Origin of the sequence: Pontibacter sp. Tf4 (genome assembly GCF_014212495.1) — a bacterium.
Lineage (GTDB): Bacteria > Bacteroidota > Bacteroidia > Cytophagales > Hymenobacteraceae > Pontibacter.
This window is the reverse complement of record NZ_JACKZC010000005.1, coordinates 53,260-75,198: the sequence shown is the minus strand read 5'-3', so window position 1 is coordinate 75,198 and position 21,939 is coordinate 53,260. Positions and strand designations below refer to the sequence as shown.

Annotated in this window: 18 protein-coding genes; 8 read left to right on the top strand and 10 right to left on the bottom strand. The window is 48.8% G+C overall.

Features of this window, described 5'->3' with window-relative positions; genetic code table 11:
• The first annotated feature begins 1 nt into the window (after position 1).
• The 5 genes from H7F15_RS09440 (at position 2) to H7F15_RS09420 (ending at position 4,730) form a co-directional block, all read left to right on the top strand.
• Positions 2–907, top strand: coding sequence for an SDR family oxidoreductase (locus H7F15_RS09440; RefSeq protein ID WP_185196729.1), 906 nt, complete (start codon positions 2–4; stop codon positions 905–907).
• A 163-nt stretch (positions 908–1,070) separates the two neighbouring features.
• A complete protein-coding gene (locus H7F15_RS09435; RefSeq protein WP_185196728.1) occupies positions 1,071–2,723 on the top strand; it encodes a sodium-dependent transporter in 1,653 nt (550 codons plus the stop codon).
• Between the two features lie 6 nt (positions 2,724–2,729).
• A complete protein-coding gene (locus H7F15_RS09430; RefSeq protein ID WP_185196727.1) occupies positions 2,730–2,888 on the top strand; it encodes a hypothetical protein in 159 nt (52 codons plus the stop codon).
• Positions 2,889–2,891: 3 nt separating this feature from the next.
• Positions 2,892–3,833 (top strand): helix-hairpin-helix domain-containing protein, encoded by a 942-nt coding sequence (locus tag H7F15_RS09425; RefSeq protein ID WP_185196726.1) that lies wholly within the window; start codon positions 2,892–2,894, stop codon positions 3,831–3,833.
• 54 nt (positions 3,834–3,887) lie between these two features.
• Complete coding sequence (locus H7F15_RS09420; protein WP_185196725.1) at positions 3,888–4,730, top strand: hypothetical protein; 843 nt, start codon at positions 3,888–3,890, stop codon at positions 4,728–4,730.
• A gap of 53 nt (positions 4,731–4,783) precedes the next feature.
• Here the strand turns inward: H7F15_RS09420 and H7F15_RS09415 are convergent, their stop codons facing one another.
• The 8 genes from H7F15_RS09415 to H7F15_RS09380 all read right to left on the bottom strand — a co-directional run bounded on the left by H7F15_RS09415 (position 4,784) and on the right by H7F15_RS09380 (position 12,732).
• On the bottom strand, positions 4,784–5,623 hold the full coding sequence (locus H7F15_RS09415) for a class I SAM-dependent methyltransferase (RefSeq protein WP_185196724.1): 840 nt from the start codon (positions 5,621–5,623) through the stop codon (positions 4,784–4,786).
• 778 nt (positions 5,624–6,401) lie between these two features.
• On the bottom strand, positions 6,402–7,718 hold the full coding sequence (locus H7F15_RS09410) for a cell wall metabolism sensor histidine kinase WalK (protein WP_185196723.1): 1,317 nt from the start codon (positions 7,716–7,718) through the stop codon (positions 6,402–6,404).
• Between the two features lies 1 nt (position 7,719).
• Complete coding sequence (locus H7F15_RS09405; RefSeq protein ID WP_185196722.1) at positions 7,720–8,394, bottom strand: response regulator transcription factor; 675 nt, start codon at positions 8,392–8,394, stop codon at positions 7,720–7,722.
• A 10-nt stretch (positions 8,395–8,404) separates the two neighbouring features.
• Positions 8,405–9,262 carry a hypothetical protein gene (locus H7F15_RS09400; RefSeq protein WP_185196721.1) on the bottom strand — a complete coding sequence of 286 codons (858 nt, stop codon included), beginning with the start codon at positions 9,260–9,262 and terminating at the stop codon, positions 8,405–8,407.
• A 64-nt stretch (positions 9,263–9,326) separates the two neighbouring features.
• Complete coding sequence (locus tag H7F15_RS09395) at positions 9,327–10,244, bottom strand: hypothetical protein (protein ID WP_185196720.1); 918 nt, start codon at positions 10,242–10,244, stop codon at positions 9,327–9,329.
• Positions 10,245–10,497: 253 nt separating this feature from the next.
• Positions 10,498–11,049: a hypothetical protein gene (locus tag H7F15_RS09390; RefSeq protein WP_185196719.1), complete on the bottom strand. Its 552-nt coding sequence runs from the start codon at positions 11,047–11,049 to the stop codon at positions 10,498–10,500.
• 112 nt (positions 11,050–11,161) lie between these two features.
• Entirely contained in the window at positions 11,162–11,626 is a 465-nt protein-coding gene (locus H7F15_RS09385; RefSeq protein WP_185196718.1) for an NUDIX hydrolase, read from the bottom strand.
• Between the two features lie 11 nt (positions 11,627–11,637).
• Positions 11,638–12,732 carry a S9 family peptidase gene (locus H7F15_RS09380; protein WP_221627034.1) on the bottom strand — a complete coding sequence of 365 codons (1,095 nt, stop codon included), beginning with the start codon at positions 12,730–12,732 and terminating at the stop codon, positions 11,638–11,640.
• A 200-nt stretch (positions 12,733–12,932) separates the two neighbouring features.
• Between H7F15_RS09380 and H7F15_RS09375 the strand changes: the two genes are divergently transcribed.
• Positions 12,933–16,853 (top strand): AAA domain-containing protein, encoded by a 3,921-nt coding sequence (locus tag H7F15_RS09375; protein ID WP_185196717.1) that lies wholly within the window; start codon positions 12,933–12,935, stop codon positions 16,851–16,853.
• Positions 16,854–16,862: 9 nt separating this feature from the next.
• Here H7F15_RS09375 and H7F15_RS09370 read toward each other — a convergent pair whose 3' ends face one another.
• Positions 16,863–17,981 carry a toxin-antitoxin system YwqK family antitoxin gene (locus H7F15_RS09370; RefSeq protein WP_185196716.1) on the bottom strand — a complete coding sequence of 373 codons (1,119 nt, stop codon included), beginning with the start codon at positions 17,979–17,981 and terminating at the stop codon, positions 16,863–16,865.
• 123 nt (positions 17,982–18,104) lie between these two features.
• Here H7F15_RS09370 and H7F15_RS09365 point away from each other — a divergent pair, with 123 nt between their 5' ends.
• Positions 18,105–18,980 (top strand): hypothetical protein, encoded by an 876-nt coding sequence (locus H7F15_RS09365; protein ID WP_185196715.1) that lies wholly within the window; start codon positions 18,105–18,107, stop codon positions 18,978–18,980.
• A 69-nt stretch (positions 18,981–19,049) separates the two neighbouring features.
• Entirely contained in the window at positions 19,050–19,922 is an 873-nt protein-coding gene (locus H7F15_RS09360) for an SDR family oxidoreductase (protein WP_185196714.1), read from the top strand.
• Positions 19,923–19,996: 74 nt separating this feature from the next.
• On the opposite strand, the gene H7F15_RS09355 is transcribed toward H7F15_RS09360, so the two are convergent.
• Positions 19,997–21,877: a hypothetical protein gene (locus H7F15_RS09355; protein WP_255481165.1), complete on the bottom strand. Its 1,881-nt coding sequence runs from the start codon at positions 21,875–21,877 to the stop codon at positions 19,997–19,999.
• Between the last annotated feature and the right edge of the window lie 62 nt (positions 21,878–21,939).

Genomic DNA, 21,939 nt, shown 5'->3' with positions numbered 1-21,939 from the left:
CATGAAGAAAATACTGATCACGGGCTCTAACGGATTGCTGGGACAGAAACTTGCCGAACTGCTGCTTACCCAACCGGATGTAGAGCTACTGGCTACCAGTCGCGGCGAAAACAAGCTGGCAACTATACTGCCGCAGGTGCCTTTTGCATCGATGGACGTAACCGATCCGGCGCAGGTAGAAGCTATAGTTAGCGGATTCCGGCCAACGCATATCATCCACACCGCCGCCATGACCAACGTGGACCAGTGCGAGACTGACCATGCAGGCGCGCTGCTGCTGAACCGCGATGCCGTGCAGTTTCTGGTTAATGCCTGCGAGAAATATAACGCACACCTGATACACGTAAGCACCGACTTTATTTTTGACGGCGAAGACGGACCGTACAGCGAGGAGGCCAAAGCCAACCCGGTAAACTTTTATGGTGAAACCAAACGCCTGGCCGAAGAAATTGTAAAGAAGGCTAAATGTAAGTGGGCGATTCTGCGCACCGTGCTGGTGTACGGGGTAGCCCACAACTATGGCCGAACCAACATTGTGCTGTGGGTACGCGATAGTTTACAGGCGGGCAAAGTAATTAAAGTAGTGATCGACCAGTTCCGGACGCCTACGCTGGCCGAGGACCTGGCACAAGGTTGCTGGCTGGCGGCAAAACACGACGCGGAAGGCATTTACCATATCTCAGGTTCCGAAATGCTGACACCTTACGACATGGCTCTGCAGGTAGCTGACTACTTTAACCTGGACAAATCACTGATAGATAAGGCTGATGGCAGCACCTTTACACAGCCGGCAAAACGCCCGCCTAAAACCGGATTCATTATCGCGAAAGCTAAAAAAGACCTTGGCTACAGGCCGCATAGTTTTGCAGAAGGCATACAGATTGTGGCCGAACAGGCTGCTCAATAGCAGTTTCCGGGTTCGTCAGGAGAAAGCTGTGTTTGGTCGGTGAAATATTAAAAATATCGAATTTAATATGGCGCTCTCAGATGCAATCCCTAAATTGTAAGCTTAAATCCAGAATACTATACTCTTAACAACCTAACTAAACTAATCAACTTCTACCTTTTTTATGAGTGCTAACAAAGAATCCTGGGGCTCGCGCGTGGGTCTCATTCTGGCCATGGCCGGTAATGCTGTTGGTCTCGGTAACTTCCTGAGGTTTCCGGTACAGGCCGTACAGAACGGTGGTGGCGCGTTTATTCTCCCTTACTTAGTATGCTTTTTAGTAATGGGTATTCCATTGCTCTGGATCGAATGGTCGATGGGCCGTTTCGGGGGCAGATATGGTAACCACTCTACGCCTTATATTGTGGATACCATGGGTAAACACCGCCTCTGGAAATACATTGGCGTATTCGGTATCTGGACAAACATTGCCGTGGCAGCTTACTATTGCTACATCGAGTCCTGGACGCTGTCTTATGTTGTGCACTCAATACTCGGCACTTTTAATGGCATGGACCAGGAAGGAGTTGCTGCTTTCTTTAACACCTACGTGAGTATCGGCGAATCTACACTGGGCATTCCGCTGGAGGCCGTTGTATTTTACGTGCTCTGCTTGTTGCTGAACACCTGGATCCTTTCGCAGGGCCTGGCTGGTGGCGTAGAGCGTGTAGCCAAAGTAGGCATGCCGCTCTTGATTCTGTTCGGTATGTTCCTGGCCTATAAAGGCTTTACGATTACAGCTGGTGAGGCAGGTGCTATTAACGATAGCTCTGTTGGTCTTAACTTCTTATGGACACCGGACTATACGCAACTATGGTCACCGACTGTCTGGCTGGCAGCTGCCGGTCAGATCTTCTTTACCCTATCTGTGGGTATGGGTACTATCCATTGCTACGCATCTTATGTTAGATCCAAAGACGATATCGCACTTAACGCTATGTCGGCTGGCTGGATGAACGAGTTTGTGGAAGTAGTACTGGGTGCGTCTATTCTGATCCCGATCTCTATCGGTTACCTGGGTATCGACCGTGTAACGGAACTGGTGCAGTCTGGTGGCCTTGGTCTTGCCTTTAAAACCCTGCCGTTCCTGTTTACGCAGTGGGGCGAAGTGCTGGGTGCTATTGCCGGTGTTATGTGGTTTGGCCTGCTGTTCTTTGCTGGTATCACGTCGTCGCTGGCGATGGGTACGCCATGGATGGGCTTTCTGCAGGATGAGTTTAACTGGAAACGTAAGTCTGCGGCCTGGTCTTTTGGTCTGATCGTACTGATACTGGGTATGCCAACCGTACTGTTCTTCCACTACGGCGTGTTTGATGAATACGACTACTGGGCGGGTACGGTATCGCTGGTAATTTTTGCCTTGTTCGAGTCTATCTTGTTTGCCTGGATTTTTGGAATTGATAAAGGCTGGCGCGAGATCATGTCAGGTTCCGACATCAAAGTGCCTAACATCTATAAGTTCATTATCAAGTTCGTGACACCGCTGCTGTTACTATGGGTGTTTATCGGTTCACTGGTTACGCCAAAAGGCGGCGACTGGGGAGCAGCTTTAAGCGGTAACTGGGAACTGGACGACAGCTCCATCATTAAAAAACTGATGAACAGCAGCCTGCACCGCCAGTTAGCCGAAGCAACAGACCCGGCCGTGATCGCGCATTTAGAGGATACGCTGTTCTTCGTGAACGCATCGCGCATACTGCTGGTAGCTGTATTCCTGGGCATTGCTGCACTGGTATACATAGCGTATAAAAAGAGAGTTAGAGAAGGTAAAATTTAAGAACTTATGAATACATCAGCACTTGTTATCATGCTTCTTACCATGTTTCTGGTAACTGCATTAACAGCATATTTTTTCTATAGAGTTTTGAATGCGCCACCAAAACCGGAGCCGGATTCGTATCTGGATAACGATGATGAGCCGGGACGGCAACCGATGGCATAGCATATGAGAAAACTGAAGCTCTGGATCCGTAACTACTTTGGCTTTTCGCAGCGTGAGGTAAACGGTTTTCTGTGGCTGATAACCATAATGGTGCTGCTTACGGCAGCACCATTTCTTTTTTCCAGAATCTATAGTTCCAACCAGCCTATAAGCGCCAGCCCGGCAGACCAGTTGCTCCTTGATAGCCTGGTAGCGCAGCTCGAGAAAGTACCAGACAACTATAACCGGGGCCGGAAAACTATAGCTACCGTTCCGCTTTACAAGTTTAACCCCAACACACTTACGCTGGAGCAATGGCAGGCTTTCGGGTTACCAAAATACCTGGGGCAGCGCATTTTAAACTATAGAAATAAAGTAGGAGACTTAACTTACAAAGCAGAATTAGGCAGGATCTATGGCATGCCGGATTCTGTTTTCCAGCGGCTGTACCCTTTTATTGATCTGCCTGAAACCAAACCCGACAACTATAGCCGTAAGGGTATAGGCAGCAGCCGGCCACGGCCAACACCCAACTGGGAGAACCGCCCTCGCGAGCGCTTTGTACTGGCACCCTTCAACATTAATACTGCCGATACTACCCAGCTGAAACAGATACGCGGCATTGGCAGCAAGCTATCGGCACGCATCGTTAAGTATCGCGACAGGCTGGGCGGCTTCTATAGTTTAGAACAGCTGCGCGAAGTATATGGCCTGCAACCCGAGGTAATAGATAGCCTGCACAAGTACACTTTTGTAGCAAAAGCACACACGCCTGCAAGAATTAATCTGAACACCGCCACCGCAGAGGAACTGCGCGCGCACCCGTATATGACCTCGAATTTAGCACGTGCTATAGTCGCCTACCGCGAGCAGCACGGCCGTTTTGAGAGTGTGGAGGAACTCAAACAGATTAAAATAATAAAGCCAGAGCAGTACGAAAAGCTCAGGCCTTATCTGGGGAATTAAAAAAATGTATACCTAATGTTATATGTATTAAATTAGCGTTTAAAGCCACTCCCTATGAAAACGTTTACTTTAATTCTGATTAGCTTTCTGCTAACTTCTTCGGTTAGTATAGCGCAGGTAGATACCATATATACCAATACATCCAAAATTCCCTGCCTTGTTAAAGAGATCACTCCTGAAGTTGTTAAATACTCGCTTCCTGACGAAGAGGTAACAAATTCTTTGTACAGAAATGTGGTACAAAAAGTGGTGTTGAAATCTGGAAGGGTAGAAGTATTTGCAGAATCAGCAGCATATAGGAGAGTAGATAAATGGCAGGATTATGAGAATGTAATACTTACGCAGACGGAAAAAGAAATAAATGGCTTGGAACGGGTCGGCGACATCAGTATAACTGAAAAAGGTAATACCATGTTCTCAAATTTAAACAATATTGAAACACGGGCTCAGAAGAAGTTAAAGGTGGTTGCTGCTATGATGGGAGGCAATGTTGTTTTTATCAGGCATCAGGATAACCAAGGCAGTAGATATGGCGGCGTATTGGGAGCAAGTTTTGCAATGGGCACTCCTGCCGAATCCTTCCTGGCTGGTGCAGTTTTTACAAACGCACCCGCTGATTTAGAGAAGTTTAAAAAGTTAACGAATAATAAAACTGAATTTAAAGCTACTGAAAGTGCCAGTTTTACAGGGAATGCAGATGAAGCAAGGGTTTACCCATCTAAGCGCGAATTAAAAGTTCAGAGTGTGCAGCAAGAAAACGGGGCAATCATTATACATGGCACATTAGAAGGAGCCAGTAAATACAAATCGTTTAGAGTAACATCTTTCGATGAAAATTTTTTCTATATTTTCTATGAAGATAAAGGAACAGCCTATAACATTAAAATGAAGATATAAGCGACTTATAAATTAAAAGGCTCTGCAACTTATATGTTACAGAGCCTTTTAATTTATGCCGTAAAAGCTTTGGCCTGTATAAAGGTGTAGAAGAAAACGGCATTCGGGCTCTTGGCTACGACGTGCATTTCTTCTTTTACTTTATCGGCCAGTTCCGCATCTACATAGCCGGCTTCCAGTAACTGAGGCAAACCGCTTAATAGTAGTTCCGTCCAGTAAGCGATCATTTCGGCGCGCTTGGCCGGGTTGCGGCTGTCTAAATGGAACGTTTTAGGTTCGGTGGTGATGCGCTGGTAACCTACGGACTGCAGCAGGTTACCTAATTTGCCACCCACAAATGGGTCACCACTCATATCGTATTGCAGGTCGTTGAAGCGCAGCCAGTACTGCAGCACGCTTGGCGAATAAGGCTCCACAAAAAAGCTCGAGTTCAGTACTTCGGTAATCACAATAGGACTTCCCGGTTTCAGCACACGACGCACCTCTGACAGCACTCTGGCAGGGTCCGGAATATGTTCGAGCACCCAGCACAGAAATGCACCATCAAACGCAGCCTGCGATGTAAAACTCATGTCCATCGCATTCTCCTGCATCAATTTAAAACGGTCTTTGGCATAAGGCACCGACGATAAAAACTTTTGTGCCTGTTCTATCTGCTTATCAGAATAGTCGATGCCGGTCAGGAAGATGTTAGGGAAACGGCGAAGCAGGATTTCTGATTGCGCACCCACGCCACAGCCAACTTCCAGCAGGTTAGTTACTGTCGAGAAATCGATGTCAGAATAAATTTTGTTCTCCATGAAGCGGGCCTGCTTGTAAAGGCGCTGCTGCTCTTCAGTAGAGTAGCCGTGCAGGTATTTTTCTTCGGATGGCTCGAGTGTTTTATCGGTCATAGTTTTATAAGCTTGAGGTATGTAGCTGCTAAATTACGTTTAAAAGTATACTTACGCAGAAAACTATAGTTACTAAATGGTGTGATGGGAGTGAATAGAATTGTTATCCGGAGCGCCTGTCGATGGTTCTTATATGTACTGTATTTTCTCTTTTGTCATTTCGAGTGTAGCGAGAAATCTATCTCGGCTTATAGTTGAAGTTAACTGCAACTTGACACAAGCCTTTCTTTCAAACTTCCTGTATTCCTGGGAGCTCTACTCACCTACCGTTGTATAGTTAACTTTGGTGCCCTCACGGCCGGGAAGCCCCGTCTTCGGGCATCGCGCTGCGCGAATCTCTTTTGTTCGTTCCTCACAATGCCTGACGGCACCAGACATTCACAAGGCGCTCAACCCAAAGACTGATAGCAGTTCGATAGTAATAGTTATAGTTAATCGAGTATCTATAGTTGCATGGCTTTATCGTGGTTGTAGTTTCAATAGGACAGGTGAACCTGTCCTATTCTCGGATTGTAACTATAGCAAATTCAGATTTCTCCCGCTGGTCGAAATGACAGTTGAGAGGTAGTAGCTGAAAAGTCCCCCTTTGAAGGGGGCAGGGGATGACCAACGGAACTATAAAACCAAACTTGAAAGTATAGCTACAGCAGAAACTTCCTTCTCGGGAGGGGTAGGGGTGGGTTAATAAATTTACCTGGCAACAGCGAGTCTGGAGACTTGCGTCCACTGTTATCTTGCAACTATAGTAGCATCATAAAATATGTCTTTCAACGATACATTATACCTTCCCAAACCTGAAACAGAAAGTAGTACCCACATCCACCGTAGAATCTACCGTTAGTTTTACTTTATGGAAGCGCGCAACTGTTTGTACGATCGGTAAGCCTAGGCCGTGGCTTTCGTTGTCGGGGCCTTGCAGGCGTTTAAAGCGATTGAAGATGTGTGGCAAATGTTCCTGCGGGATGCCAACGCCGGTGTCGGTTACGCATAGTTCGTAGCCTTTGCCTTTGGGCGTGCCGCTTATCGTTATGCTTCCGCCGGGCTTGTTGTATTTTATGGCATTGCTCACCACGTTAAACAGCATCGTAAACAGCAGCGAATAATTGGCTTGTGGCAGCGTCCAGTCGTCTTCCAGGTTCAGGTTTAGCTTTATTCCTTTGGCTTCGGCGCGGTCTGCAATTTCTTCGGCTACTTCATTAGCTAGCGCCGTTATGCTTACTTCTTCATTCTTCAGATACTGCTCATTTTCGATGCGGGATATGAGCAACAGGGCCTGTATGATGTTTTTTAACCGGTGAAGCGTTTTCTGGTTATCCACTAATTTTACGAGCAAGTGCTCGGGCATTTCGGGGTCGGTAAGCAGGTTCTCCATCCGATTCTGCAGGATAGAGATTGGTGTAAGCAACTCGTGCGATACGTTGCCGATAAACTCTTTCTCTTTCTGAAAAGCGTCCTGTACCTGGCCCATCATGTCGTTAATGGCGTTGTTGAGATACAGGAAATCAGATGTGGTGGTATTTATCGTTTTAGGCGTAAACGTGCTGGGGTGGCCTATCTTTTTCAGGCGCCGAACTATAACGATAAGCGGCTGCAGCAGAATTTTGTTGAAGGCCAGGTCGATGAAAACGGTGATCAGAATAACGGCAGCCAAAAAGTACAGCGCGTACTGCTGCATGGTGTTTATGCTTTCCTGGATCGTATCTATACTTCGGCCTATCTCGAGGAGGTAATAATTTCCATCCACCTCAAAAGTAAGGCTGAGCACGCGGTACTCTACGATCTCGTTCTCTACTTTGCGCAGCGAGTTCTCCACCGTATCCACAACTATAGGTTCGGGTATCTGCTCTATCGAAATAAACTCTTCTTTCAGCAGGTTATAGCTACCATAAGCACCTTCGCTGCCTTCGGCTATAAAGTTTTCGATGCCTTGGTTGCTGATGATCTCCAGCACACTGTCTTTTTTCTCGTTCAGGCGTTTGTCGGTATTTACAAGTGCCACACGGTTAATTAGCGGCGGAAGCACTGCTATTAACAGCAATACCACCACTATTTTAGAAACAGCACTGAAAAGGGTGAGTTTGGATTGCAGCCGCATACTATAAGGTTAGCCGGTAGCCAACACCACGAACAGTTTCAATCCAGTCGGTTGGGGCGTGGGCTGAGAGCTTTTTGCGCAGGTTTTTAATGTGTACGTCGATGTAGTTGGAGTCGTAATCGTCTTCCAGGATGTTTCCCCAGATGTGCTCGGTTAGCTGCAGGCGCGTCATGATTCGGTTTTTGTGCAGCAGCATGTAGTGCAGCAGGTCGAACTCCTTTTTGGTAAGCGAAATATTCTGACCGTTGTACGTTACAGTACGGGCCGTACTATCCAGCTCAAACCCATGAAACACATGCACCGATGACTTTACATTAAACTTACGGCGCGATACGGCCTGCATGCGTGCCTGTAGTTCCAACAGTGAGAATGGTTTTGCCAGGTAATCATCGGCTCCTAAGCCAAGTCCTTTTACGCGGTCTTCCAGTTCGCCGCGGGCGGTTAGTATAATTACAGCAGGTTCGTAGTCGGTTTCGCGGGCTTCCTGCAACAGGTCCAGTCCATCATAGTCAGGCAGGCCCAGGTCCAGCAATATAAAATCGTATCGGTTTACGGCAATGCGCTCCGAGGCATCTTCGCCGTTGCAGGCCCAGTCGCATTTGTAGTGCTCCTGCTTCAGGAAATGCATTAATTCGGCAGCCAGGCCGGCTTCATCTTCTACAACCAGTACGTGCATAGTTTATAGTTTAGAATGTAAAGCTAGCTTTTACAGAATAAAAAGATTGCGCCTTCGATTCATCGCCTTCCAGTTTATTAACCGGGATAGAATAGCGGTAAGTCGGCTCCAGCTCAAAGTTACCCAGCATTACCACAAGCGGCACATAAAAATCGTAGCTCAGCACCTGGAATTTATGCTTGGTGGTGGTAGTAGTGGTTGTTTTGGGGTTGTTGCCTTTGCCGGGTGTGAGCACATCTTCAAACCAGTCGCCTAGTTCTTTTTTTCGCTCTACGGTGTAGGTTTCCGAAAACTCCTGCGTACCGCCGGTAATTCCGATTTTAGGATCCAGGCCGACCGGATTTTTACCATTCCAGAGCGGGTTTAGGCCAATGTAGCGCGAGTTCTCGAACTGCACGATCAGGTCGTTGCTCTCCCCGAAAAAGTAGCTGGTAGTAAGCGACGAATACAGGTATTTCCAGTCGAGGGTAGTGTTAAGCGATGCGGCATTTTCGGTGACGGACTTTACCATGGGCGCGTTCTCGCTGAAGAAAAAGCGCGAATAGCTCAGGTTACCAGCCATGCGCTTGCTGATAGCAAAACTATAGCCCACCGAAAGGTCGGTCTCGTCAATATAATCCTTGGTATTAAAAAGCTGGTAGCTTGTTGCCGATGCCCAGAAACCGGAGGCGTGCGCATAAGTTAAGGTAGCAGCTGCATAAGGGTATTGGGTAGCCGTGTTGCGACCGTAAAAAGAGGAGTTGTTGGCAACTTCCAGGGCCACGTTCCAGGATGCTTTGCGGGTAACAGAATCTTCTGTTGTTTGGGCATGAGCAGAACCAACAAGCGCCCACGCCAGCATTATCCACAAGTATAGTTGGTTTTTCATGAGTTTACTATATAAAACAGGACTCCCGGCATTACCGGAAGCCCTGCTCTGAGATCTGTTTTTCTTAGTTTTTACCTACTTTAACACCAACACCAACTTTAGCACCGGTATTTACTTTTACAGGGGCAGCAACGCCACCTTTTTTAAGCACTCTTACCGGGCGGCCAGCGCTTGCCGGACGACCAGCTGTTACACGCGCAGCACTTTGAACATCAGCACCGGCTGCAGCTTCTACTTTAGTTGGCTTGTTCTGGCGCTTAGCAGTGGCTACTTCTTTTACCGCCTGGCCTGTAGTAGTTACAGTAGCATCTACACCTTTGGCTGTTTCAGAAACTGTTTTGCCGTGCGTATCTTTCTGCGTTTTTACTTCTTTGGCAGCTTTCTCTTTTGTCTGCTTCGCTTTTTTGTCGCCTTGCTCGGTCTGGGCATCTATAGTGGTAGCCACGTTAGCTTCAGTTTCAACGGCAGCATCTACCGACGTTTCAGTGGTTGCTTTTGCGTTGGCGGCAGCTACCTCGCTGATGGCTTCGCCTTTTGCTCTTCCTTCTGAGGTAACAGTTTGTGCAAACTGTGCTACCTGCTGGCCGTGGTTCTCTGCTTTTGTTTTAGCTTCAGCGCCGGTCTCTACTGTAGTTTCTATAGTCGACTCACCTTTGGCTTTTAGTTCAGCCTTGTTTTTCTTGGCTTCTTTTCTGGCTTCGCGCTCCGCTTTCTTCAGGTCTTTTTTTGCTTTGGCCTGAGCTTTTGCTTCGGCTTTGGCAGTTGCATCAGCTTTTGTGGCCACTTCACTTACCAACGCACCCTTTGTAGTTGATTCGGCAGAGGTTACTGAAGTTGCTGTACCGCTTACGGCAGCGCCATGCGTATCGGCTTTTACTTTACCGTTAGCTTTTGTAGTTGATTTAACATCAGTTGAAGAGGTCTGGGCGAATGTAGTTGCTGCACTTAGAACAGCTATAGCTACTAGAGTTAGTTTTTTCATTTTCGTTTTGTCGTTTTAATAAGATTATGTGTCAAAACTATAATGTCAAGATGAAGACAAAATGAAGAAATACTTTTTTTGAAAAAATTTTAAAATATTTTTTTCAGGCTGCTCAGTTCCTAACAATATCCAGGCATAAACATTCCTTTTAATAGCTGCACAGGCCATTTTTTATAGTTGATCGAACATTCGATACTAGAAAAGGCATCTGAAATTATTTTTAAAATATTTTTTTCCGAAGCTGAAGCTATAGTTAGTTAAGAGGTTTGGTCAGGTCGAAGTCTGCCTGGTAACGCATTTTGCCATCGCGCTTTAAAATATAGCTGAATGTTTTTCCGTCGGGGCTGATGGCCATGGTCCATTCGTTAGTAGCGGCGGCAGGTAATAACTGGGCGGTATAAGCATCAGCAGGAAAGCGTTGTTCCAAAGCACCAGGAGCCTGGAGTGAAATACCACCATACATGGTAACCTCATCTGGTGTGCCATCTTCGTGACGATGATCGTGTTTAAGTTGCAGGCCTTCGGGTACAGTTGTCAGCACCCAGGTGCGCGAGCGGTCTTCGCCCACAGTAAACGGAATGCGGATTTCGGTGTCGGTACAGGTTTGCACGTGCATTACAAGCGCCTTCCCAGCAAAAGGATCGGTGCCATCCGAAGGAAATACAGTTGTACCCGCGAAAGATTTGCCGCAGTGTGCAGCCAGTAAACTCTGAAAAGTTTTAGCAGATGATTGCACCGGCGTTTTGGAAGTTCCGCATCCGGCAAGCATGGCTATAGCTAATAGAAAGGTGATGAATCGGCTCATGAAAAGGGTTAGGTAAAGCATAGTTGATTTCAGAGCAAATTAGCTAATTGTTTCCAGAGCGGGAAAGGCTTTTGGTTTTTGGCTATAGTTAGCGCAGGAGACAAGGGAAAAACTATAGTTGCGCGATCTTTTCAGCGGCTTTGGCTACTACCTGTTTTTCAGAGTTAAAGGCGAGCAGTTGTTGGGCCTGGTTTATTTCTACCCAGCGGGCTTCGTTCACCTCCCAGTCGTGATCCTGTATATTGCCGGAACTATAGCGGAACAGGTAAAAGTATACGAACTTATGAAAGCGCACGCGCTGGCTGCCTTTGTTGCCGACATACCAGTATTCAATTTTCTCGAGTTGTTCCAGCAGTTCTGCTCGCAGGCCGGCTTCTTCCCGTACTTCGCGCACTGCAGTTACTTCGGGTGTTTCGCCGGGGTCTACAATGCCTTTGGGTAATTGCCAGCGGTTATCCTTGCCAACCGAAATCAACGCTACTTCTATAGTTGCACCTGTCCTACGAAAAGCCACACCACCAGCCGAGACCTGGTCTACTACAGGCAGTTTGGGTTTGCTTTCAGGTTTATCTTCCAAGGCAAAATAGTTTATTGTACTGGTGCAGGCTTTTTCTGCTGTTCGCTCAGCCACAGAAGGCTGGGGTTATACGCCATATCGTGCACGCCATAGTATAGTACCAAGTCTACCACGCCCGAGTGTTTGGTGTAGAGTACCTTGGGGTCTTTCGGACCGAAATACTTGCTGGGGCCATCGCTCACCATTTCTTTCGGTACTTCCTTGTTTATCACCAGCGAATCCATCTGCCATTGCGGTATTTGGTCTGCAGAATCTACCAGCATGTTAAAGGCACGCACCGAATGGTCTGGTGGTACGAGTACATCTATCGTTCCGTGAGCTAAAAACACTGGTATGCCTTTGGCATTTTGCAGGTAAGAGCTCGGGCTGCGGCGCAGGCACTCAGTGGCGGCTGCGGTGCCGGGAATAGGTTCGCCACCACAGGCCGTAACGATGTGGCGGTTATAGTCGCGGTGCGGGTAGTTCTGGCTGAATTTATACCAGTCAACCAAATTGAAAACCGGGACCCAGGCTACCACACCAGCCCAGATGTCCGGGTGTTTTCCGGCTGTAACCAGCGCCGTCATGGCCCCACCTGACGAGCCAACTATGTAAATTCTGGATGGGTCGATGTTGGCGCTTCCTTTCGAAAAATTCACGGCATCTATAATATCCTGTATAGCCACGTCAGATGCCATGGCTTCTGGTTTTTTAAAAGCACCGCGGTAGTTTGGTTGTATAAAAACCCAGTCGTTCAGTTTGGCCCAGAGGGCATACGGTATGCTCACTACCTGCAGATACTCGCTGCTCCAGCTATGCAGCACTACCAGTAAAGGTTTTTTTTCAGAAGATCCGGAATCGTAAAATAAGGCGGGCTGTTTTTCACCGTCGATGGTGGAGGTAATAGAGACTTTCTGTATTTCGGGAATTTTTTTCTTCCAGTCGGCAAGGCTTTCGTCGGCTACTTTGCCGGGGTATTGTTTGGTGGTAGTGTATTGGTCCAGGCGGTCGCCTTTGTGGTATATTTTTTTGTTGTCTTTTTTATTGCAGGCAGTTGCAAATGCCAGCAGCAAAATTACAATCAGGCAATAGGTAACTTTATACTTGTGCAAAGTCAGGGTGTGCATGTAGCAGGTTGTAACTATAAAAAGAGATTAGTTAAAACTGAATTCAGAATGATTTGTTGCGTATGACTGGGTTGGTGCTTTAAAAATATCTGCAAAGCTATACTTCTTTTTAAAATTAAAGCGTTCCGGACTATAAACCTGCGTTACCAACTATAGCCAAAAGCTGCTAACTTGCCCTTTACCGTACAGTATTTATTTTGATGAAAAACATCCTGAAGAACTACCGACGCAGGCTCCTGAACCTAAGCTCCGGCAACAAGGCTTTGCTGTTGCTGCGCCTGCAAAAGGAGTTGCACCTGGATGTAGAATCGCTGGATTTTATAGTTGGTCAGCCGGCATTTTCTATAGTTGAGAAACTGATTTCTGGCGCTAAGAAAATCATATTAAGCCCCGTTACCGACAGCCGCTATGAGCCTGTGGCCGCCGTGAGCAAACGCCTGCGCTACATAAAACGCCGCACCGACATGCTGCTGGAAGAGCGCGGCAGCGAAGAACTATACATTGGCTGGCCCTTTGTACACGGCAAGTTTGCCGATGGCACTGTAGTGCGTTGCCCGCTTTTTTTATACCCGGTAAACTTACAAGTAAATGCTGCCCAGGAGTGGGAACTGGTGCCAAGTACTTCGCAGCCGCCCCGTTTTAACCAGAGCTTTCTGCTGGCCTATGCGCACTATAATGGCGCTCCATTACCCGAAAATTTACTGGAACTGGATGTGAGCACCTTACCCACGCATGCCTTAGAATTCAGGACGCAGGTGTATGAATTGCTGAAGCAGGAGCAACTGGCGATACACGCCGGCCGGGACTTTTTTGCTGATAAACTGAAGTCGTTCCGGGACTATAAAAAAGCAGACTACGAAGCCGATCTGAAACCGGGACAACTATACCTGGAGCCCGAAGCTGTATTGGGCATTTATCCGCAGACCGCATCTTATCTGTTAGCCGATTATGATGCCTTGCTGGAGCGCGAAGATCTGCAGTCAATGGAAGACCTGTTTGTGTCGCCTGAAACTCCTAAGCAGGCCACACAGGCGCAGCACACGTTCACGGCTTTTAAAATGGATGCCTCGCAGGAGGCCGCTTTGCAGCAGGTAAAACAAGGCAAATCTATTGTGGTGCAGGGGCCGCCGGGTACGGGTAAATCGCAGCTCATCTGTAACCTGGTGTCAGATTTTACAGCGCGAGGCAAAAAGGTATTGGTAGTGAGCCAGAAACGCGCAGCCCTGGATGTGGTGCACAAACGTTTGACGGAAGAAGGCTTAGGAGCATTTGCTGCGCTGGTGCATGACATTAACACCGACCGCAAAAGTATTTTCCAGCAACTGCAACTGCAGATAGACCAGCTTCCGGAGTATAAAAAACAGAACCTGGCGCTTAACAGCATCTACACCGATCGTACTTTCCTGGAAGTAAGCCGTGGCATAAACCGCTGCATCGATAAACTGGAGAAGTTTAAGGCTGCCCTGTTTGATACTTCTGTTTGTGGTTGGTCGGCTAAAGAACTATACCTGCGAAGTAATTTGCAGGCGCCACATATTTCGCTTTCATCCAACTATAAATTCTTCACCGCAACTATAGTTGCTGAGTTTCTGCCACGCCTTCGCCAGTTTTTAGAGCGAGCCATAGTTTATGAGCAGGATGATTTCACGTGGAAAAACAGGCATAGCTTTAAGAACTATGGCTGGCCGCAACGCCAGGAACTGGAGCAAACTATAACCCAACTACCACAGCAATATGCAGCTTTACAGCAAAAAGTAAGTGAGCCAAGTGGGTTCAGTTTTGGGCTGGATGAGCTGGAAAAATATAAACAAGCACTGCCAACTATAACCGAAATTCAAGGGCTTTTGGAGCAGGATGACGTCCCTGAAACGTTAACGCAAATCATCAAAAGCAACTCTAAAGAGCTGGCGAAACAGATACAGCAACTAAAGGAACTTTACCTGGTTTGTCCGGCACCGGATGCTGCGCTTGCTGCCACTGAAATCCCGACTATAAAACAGGCTATAGCTAGGTATGATGAACAGAAAACCAACTTGCTCAAAACGATAAGCTGGGCATTTTCGTCAGACAAAAAAGTGCTGAAACAGGCGCTGGCAAACTATAAACTGGAACTGAACGAGGCCGGAGTAGGGGAGCTGCAACGCAGAATCGCACTGCGCGAACAGGCAGAAAACCTGATGCAGGGCATCAACCAGACTATAGTTACTGATCTCAAAATCGAAGCGTATCCGAACCAGGTTCTGCAGCAAATCACAACTATAGAGAAAACCCTGCAGGCACAAAAGCTGCTGAAAAAACTGCATCGTGAAAAAGTACTGCATGAGAAGCTTTTGCCAACTATAGATTTAACGCAGCACCTGCAAACGTTAACGCAAACTTTAACCGAACTACAGGCAAACTATAGCCACTGGCTGAAATGGCTGACCGAAACGCAGGTAACACAACTGCTGACCGACCAAAACTATAAAACCGTTTTACTGAAAGACCTGGCAGAGCATTTTGAACAGTTGGTGGCGCATGATACGTTGGTTGCTTCCTCTACCGATGCAGAGCGTGAAATTACACACCAGTTACTGTCGCAAACTATAGTTTCTGCTACCGCAGGCGAGCAGCTTTTTCTGAACAGTTTGTACCTGGCCTGGCTCTATGAAATTGAGAACCAGCATCCGGAATTGCGCATGGCGTCGAGTGGAGAGCTGGATAATCTGGAAACTGAACTGCAGCACTTACTGAACGAAAAGCAGCGCCTGAGCCAGGAAATTGTGCTCTCTAAATTGCGGGAGCAGACCTATGCCGATATGGAATTTAACCGCCTGGGCAATGCGGTAACGTATCGCAGGTTGCAGGCGCAGGTGAGTAAAAAACGAAGTTTGTACCCTATCCGGAAGTTGTTCTCGTTATTCTCTCATGAAATTCTGGATTTGGTGCCGTGCTGGCTGGCTTCCCCTGAAACGGTGTCGGCGGTGCTGCCGCTGGAGCGCTGTTTTGATGTGGTGATATTTGACGAAGCAAGCCAGTGTTTTGCTGAAACCGGAATACCGGCCATGTTGCGCGGGGCACAAATAGTAGTTGCCGGCGACGAGCAGCAGCTAAAACCATCGGACCTGTACCGCGCCCGCTGGAGCGATGCCACTGACGAAGAAGTGGAAGAATTGTCTGCCGAATCGTTGTTGCAGTTGTGCAGTTTATATTTGCCGCAAACTATGCTGACGCAGCATTACCGCAGCCACTTTCCGGAGCTTATCGAATTCTCGAACCAGTACTTTTACCGCAGCAAACTCGACCTGATACCGGATCTGCAGGAACTGAACACAGCCAAGCCAGCCATCGAATACAAACAAATAAACGGTCTTTGGCAGCAGAATAGCAACCTTCCCGAAGCGGAGAAAGTGGTGGAACTGGTACTGGATCTACTGCAAAAAGGACAGCAGGATGTAGGCGTAATCACCTTCAACTATAACCAGCAGATGCTGGTGCAGGACCTGCTGGAAGAGCGCGCCCAGGCACAAACTATAGTGCTGCCACCAACCGTGCTGGTAAAAAATATCGAAAACATGCAGGGCGATGAAAAGGATGTGATCATACTTTCGGTGGGATATGCGCCTGATGAAAAAGGAAGGTTTGCGATGCAGTTCGGTAGCCTGAACCAGGCCGGTGGCGAAAACCGGTTAAACGTAGCGGTTACCCGAGCTAAGCGCAAAATTATAGTGGTAGCCAGCATAATTCCGGAGCAACTGCACGTAGAGTATACCCAGCACCACGGCCCGAAGCTTCTGAAACAATACCTGCACTATGCGCGGCAAGTGAGCCAGGGCAACTTTACGTATCAGCCTAAAACCGAACCCATGCTGCAACAGGTGCCGCTGTTAAAAGAGCAGTTAGCCAGCCGGTTATCTGGCCTGAAACCCACCGTGCCATTTGCCGACCTGACTATAGTTGAGAACGGAAAATACAAAGCCGCCTTCCTTACCGACGATGACCTGTACTATAGCCACGTTTCGGTACGCCACTCGCACGCCGATGTGCCGCAACTGTTGCAGCAACGCCACTGGCCTTACCAGAAAGTATACAGCCGCCAGTTCTGGGCCGATCCTGCAAAAGTGCTGAATCAGCTCCGTTAACTTTGTAGCTTAAGTGCTTTTAGGATCTATGGGCAGGAAGCGATATTTAAAATTATAGCCTGATGGACGGATATTTATTATAAACTCGATGTCCTGCCTGATAGGGTTGCCATTTGAGGTTGCGGGCTCCAGTGCGGGCAGATGGCGCAATTCCTTTATTATTGCAGAGGCAATACGCTCGTCAAAGGCGTTTTGGTAAGTCAGGCTTACCAGCCTTCCGTTTTCTGCTACCTGGCCTTTTATCTCCAGGGTATGGTTGTAGAGTTTCATGTTAACGCCGCTCAGGGCTCTGTTGAGCTGGGAGCCTATTGCTCTGCTGTAGGCATCTAACCCCTGTGCATAGCGCGCGCCCACAATTTTGTTGCGGTCCGACTCAAAGCCACAGGGCCTGGAAGAGACATACATTTCCTCGATGAACAGAAAAGGGAATTCTTTGGGGTTAAACCACTCGATCCGGGATGCATCTGTGTATGGTCCGAGCGGGCCGGTACCTTTCTGAAACTGGCCGTTCTTATATTTCTCGGTAAGGTAAAACGCCTTGTTACTTTCCAGCGGATTAACAGCGCGCCAGGTGCCATCGGGTCTGCCATTCCGGATGTCGCCGCTCCAGGTAAGCCATGCCGATACAACGTTGTAAGTGCCGGTACCATCAGTTACGATCTGGCTGCCATTTTCGCTCCAGGCCTGCTGCACAGTTATGAGCCCATCGGTAACCGTAAATTTTGCTTTGGGGCTGCCATCCTCGTAATACGTGCTCCAGTCGCCGGCAAACTGGTTGTTGCTGAAGTGGCCCTGCGCCCGTAGTTTACCGTTGGGGAAGTAGAGCGTAAACAGGCCTGTTTTTTTGCCGTCCTCGGTATAGGTGCCCTGCCCCAGTACCTGTTCCGGGTTTTGGGGGTTCACATCAGTAAAGCTGCCCATAAAATAGCGGTGCTGATCGTTGAAACGTGTCCGCCGTATCATCTTTGCGCAGGCATCCTCTATCAGCATGTAGTCGGCGTTTAGCGGCAGGTGCACGCTGTCGGGGTAAAAGTGCTTGACCTGGATATTGCGCGGAATCGTTTCCTGTGCAGAAACTGATAGGCATAGGCCGATTACAAAGAGTGTGGTGAGTAAAGTTGTTTTCAAATGAGTAGCGTTTATAGTTTCGGATATACAAATAAAAGAAATATTCAGCTTGTGTTATACTTTTTAAATGATTGTTTTGCATTTCGGTTCGCCAGCCAAACGGCTATAGTTTAATCTTCGGCTATGCTCATCAAACTTTTCACGCTCTATGTTTACCTGCAAGCTGCGCTCTGTGGCTGCAGCTCCGATAAGCGAAACAGCGACTTCGAACGGCTCCGGAAAGACTATAAGGTAAGCGTAAAGAAGATCGGGAAACTGGACACCCGGATCAAAGAAAGCTCCGGCCTTGCCCGTGCCACCGACTCTACTTTTTACACCCACCCTGATGGCGGATCTGCACCAGAACTATACCTGACTAACCTGCAGGGCGAACTGCTGCAAAAGATAGCTTTGCCCATCCCGAATCAGGATTGGGAAGATATGGCTCAGGATGAAAAGGGCAACTTGTATATCGGGGATTTCGGGAATAACGCCAACCAGCGCCACGACCTGAAAATCTATAGTTTAAGTAAAGCTACCGGGCAGGTAACCGATACATTAGCATTCAATTTTGCAGACCAAACCGAGTTTCCGCCGCCACGCAGCCGCCAGCATTACGACCTCGAAGCCTTTTTCTACGCCGACGACTCGCTGTGCCTTTTCACGAAAAGCCGCGCTCTTAAACCCATCACGCAACTCTACAAGCTCCCGGTTTCAGGAGCGGCACAAACTATAGTTCCTTCCGAAAAACTGAGGGTAAAATCTCCGATAACGGCGGCAGATATCAATCCCGATACAAACCTGTTTGCGTTGCTGGGTTATGGCCGCTTGTACCTGTTTCAGCCCGACTCAGAAACCGTAAGCTTTACCGGAAAAAGATATTGCTTACCGGTTGGCAGAACGGGGCAGGCAGAGGCCGTACTTTTCCTGTCGCCGGAGCAGCTGCTTATTACCAACGAAAAAGGCAAACTATACCTGGTAACACTCCGGCCCAAACCAACTGCAAAAAGGAAACTATAGCCTACCGGTACTCATCCTGATAAGGCACTATACCGTACCTATAGCTACAAACCTAACGCAGAACAAGAAATGCAACAGACCATATTAGTTACAGGAGCTACCGGCACGGTAGGGCGTGAAGTGGTAAAGCTGCTCGCTATGCTGGATGATGTACGGGTAAGAGCCGGCGTACACTCGCTTATAAAAGGAGAGAACCTGCGCCGCCTGCCTGATGTAGAGATCGTGGAAATGGAGTTTACAGACCCCGACTCGCTGCACGCCGCTTTCACACACGCCGATAAAGTTTTCCTCATCACACCGTTTACCGACGGGCAGGTAGAGATGGCCAAAAAGCTGGTAGATGAAGCGAAACGCACCGGCGTAAAACACATTGTAAAATTATCGGCCATGGGGGCAAATGCGGAGCCGGGCATACAACTGGGTCGCTGGCACCGCGAAATAGAAGACTACATTAAAGACAGCGGCATTGCCTATACCTTCCTGCGGCCATCAAGCTTTATGCAGAACATCGAGAACTATAACGCGCATAGTATAAAGCAGGAAGGCAAACTATACATGCCCGCCGGCGATGGTAAAGTACCTTATATAGATGCCCGCGATATTGCCATGGCCGCCGTAGAAACCCTGACAGGCGAAGGCCACGAAGGCAAAGCGTATGATCTGACCGGCCCCGAAGCTATTACAGCCAACCAGATAGCAGAAACCCTGAGCGCTGTAACCGGCAAACCCGTAACTTTTGTGGATGTACCTGAAGAGGCAGCCCGCCAGGCCATGCAACAACAACAGATACCCGACTGGATGACCAATGCCTTGCTGGAGCTCTCTGGTGTGCAGCGTGCCGGCCACGCTGGCCAGCCAAACAATGAGGTAGAAAAGTTAACAGGATGCAAGCCCCGTACTTTTGAGGAATATGCCCAGGACTACAAAGAGTGCTTTGTATAGTTATTCAGTAGAGCTAAAGGCAACAAAAAGCCACTCCTGAAAAGGAGTGGCTTTTTGCTTATAGTTGCTATCTGTTAATAATCAGATTCCGGATTACGGTAACGATCGCTGCGGTGTGTCTGGTAAGAGTCATGATCCTGGTGGCGGCCACCCTGGTTGCTGCTGCCACGTCCATAGTTCTCACGGGAGTTGGAACCGCGGTTATCGCTGTAATACGATGTGCTGCTGTCCATAGACCCGTAACGGCTCTGGTCGCCGCCACGGCCGCCCTGGTTGTAGCCACCTTCGCGGTAGTCGCTCTGGCCATAGTTGCCGCGGCTATAGTTGCCCTCTGAAGAGCCATAACCACTGCCGCTCATACCTCTACCAGAGGAAGAGCCATAGCCACTGCCCTGCGATGAACTGCCTGAACCATAGCCGTAGCCACCGCTCATGCCACCGCCCCGGTTTAAGGAGCCATAACCGCCCTGGTCGTAATCGCTGCTGTAAGACCCTCTGGACGAACCATAGCCACCCTGGCCATAATCGCTGCCCTGTGAGCCGTAGCGTGAAGAACGGTACTCATCGTTATAAGAGCCGCCGCGTGAGCCATATCCGCCCTGGCTGCCGTAGCCGCCCTGCATAGAGCTCTGCGAATCATATCCTCTTGATGAACCCATGTCGTCGCGGTCGTACTCGCTCATGCCTCTGGATGAACCGTAGCCCATAGAGCCATAACGGTCTCTGTCGCGGTTCTGCGATGAGCCATAACCACCCTGAGATGAGGAGCTGCCATAACCGCCCTGCATACCTGATCTGGATGAGCCGGAACCATACCCCTGCTGGCTGCTGCCATAGTTTGAAGATCCGTAGCCGCCCTGGCCATAGTTAGAAGACGAACCATAGCCACCGGAAGAGGAACCATAATTGCCCTGCGACGAGCTGCTACCATAGTTAGAACGGCCTGATGAGCCGTATCCGCCCTGTTCGTTCATGTTGCCATAGTTGCTTTGGCCGGAAGAACCATAACCGCTGGAGCCATAGTTTGAATTACCCTGGTTCTGGTTGCTGAAATGTCCGGCACGGCCGCTGTCGTAGCTACCAAAGCCACCCTGCGATGAGTTGCCTTCCATACCAAACGAACCTGATCTTCCGCCATAGATGTTGCCACCCTGGTTATCGCCTTCGCGGTCCTGGTAACCACCCTGCATACCACCGCGCGATGCGCCGTAGTCCTGGTCCTGGTATCGGGTACGGTTGCCTTCCATGCCGCCCTGGTTGCCATAGTTATAGCCACCTTCGCTGCCCCAGTTACCTGAGCCTGAACTTCCGCTTCCGCCATAGTTGCTCATGCCCTGGCTTCCGCTGCCGTAGCCGCCCTGCATACCAGAGCCGCTGCTCATGCCACCGCCACGCTGCGATGAACCATAGTCGCCCTGGTAACCATAGCCGCTCTGGCCGCCATAGTTGCTGTGCTGCGAACCATAACCGTAACCACCCTGGCTGCCGTAGCCGCTCTGTTGGTTGCCCTGGTTGCTATAGTTTCCGTAGTTACCCTGGTTGCTATAGTTGCCCTGGTCGCCCATAGATGATGACGAACCGCCGGTGCTCATTGAACCGTAGTCGCCGGTATCAAGGGAGCCGCTGCTGCCCTGGCCCATGCTGCTGCTTGAACCTGACGTAGCGCTTTTAGATGATTTGGAAGAGGAGGTGCCTGTTTTGGCTTTGGTACCGGTGCTGCTCTTTGCTTTGGTAGTTGAGCCGGAAGTGCTGCCGGTGGTTGTGGATTTACTGCTTTTTCCTGATGAAGAAGCGGATAGCGAGCTGGAGCCTGTTGTGCCGGACTTTGAAGAAGATCCGGAGCTGCCTGTGCTGCCACTCATTCCTGTATTGCTACCCATCGATGATGAGTTTGAAGATCCTGATGTGCTACCCGACATACTGCCGGAGCTCTGGTTTTTCTCGTTGTCTTTCATAGTTTAATCTCCTGGATTTATATAGTTAAAAAATAAGCGCGATGCCGGCTGCCACAGCTAAT

Excerpts from the sequence above, each read along its gene's own strand:
- H7F15_RS09380 (WP_221627034.1), bottom strand. The coding sequence starts at position 12,732 with ATGCACACCCTGACTTTGCACAAGTATAAAGTTACCTATTGCCTGATT.
- H7F15_RS09360 (WP_185196714.1), top strand. The coding sequence starts at position 19,050 with ATGCAACAGACCATATTAGTTACAGGAGCTACCGGCACGGTAGGGCGT.
- H7F15_RS09365 (WP_185196715.1), top strand. The coding sequence starts at position 18,105 with ATGCTCATCAAACTTTTCACGCTCTATGTTTACCTGCAAGCTGCGCTC.
- H7F15_RS09375 (WP_185196717.1), top strand. The coding sequence starts at position 12,933 with ATGAAAAACATCCTGAAGAACTACCGACGCAGGCTCCTGAACCTAAGC.
- H7F15_RS09355 (WP_255481165.1), bottom strand. The coding sequence starts at position 21,877 with ATGAAAGACAACGAGAAAAACCAGAGCTCCGGCAGTATGTCGGGTAGC.
- H7F15_RS09415 (WP_185196724.1), bottom strand. The coding sequence starts at position 5,623 with ATGACCGATAAAACACTCGAGCCATCCGAAGAAAAATACCTGCACGGC.
- H7F15_RS09430 (WP_185196727.1), top strand. The coding sequence starts at position 2,730 with ATGAATACATCAGCACTTGTTATCATGCTTCTTACCATGTTTCTGGTA.
- H7F15_RS09420 (WP_185196725.1), top strand. The coding sequence starts at position 3,888 with ATGAAAACGTTTACTTTAATTCTGATTAGCTTTCTGCTAACTTCTTCG.
- H7F15_RS09425 (WP_185196726.1), top strand. The coding sequence starts at position 2,892 with ATGAGAAAACTGAAGCTCTGGATCCGTAACTACTTTGGCTTTTCGCAG.
- H7F15_RS09410 (WP_185196723.1), bottom strand. The coding sequence starts at position 7,718 with ATGCGGCTGCAATCCAAACTCACCCTTTTCAGTGCTGTTTCTAAAATA.
- H7F15_RS09395 (WP_185196720.1), bottom strand. The coding sequence starts at position 10,244 with ATGAAAAAACTAACTCTAGTAGCTATAGCTGTTCTAAGTGCAGCAACT.
- H7F15_RS09440 (WP_185196729.1), top strand. The coding sequence starts at position 2 with ATGAAGAAAATACTGATCACGGGCTCTAACGGATTGCTGGGACAGAAA.
- H7F15_RS09405 (WP_185196722.1), bottom strand. The coding sequence starts at position 8,394 with ATGCACGTACTGGTTGTAGAAGATGAAGCCGGCCTGGCTGCCGAATTA.
- H7F15_RS09400 (WP_185196721.1), bottom strand. The coding sequence starts at position 9,262 with ATGAAAAACCAACTATACTTGTGGATAATGCTGGCGTGGGCGCTTGTT.
- H7F15_RS09390 (WP_185196719.1), bottom strand. The coding sequence starts at position 11,049 with ATGAGCCGATTCATCACCTTTCTATTAGCTATAGCCATGCTTGCCGGA.
- H7F15_RS09435 (WP_185196728.1), top strand. The coding sequence starts at position 1,071 with ATGAGTGCTAACAAAGAATCCTGGGGCTCGCGCGTGGGTCTCATTCTG.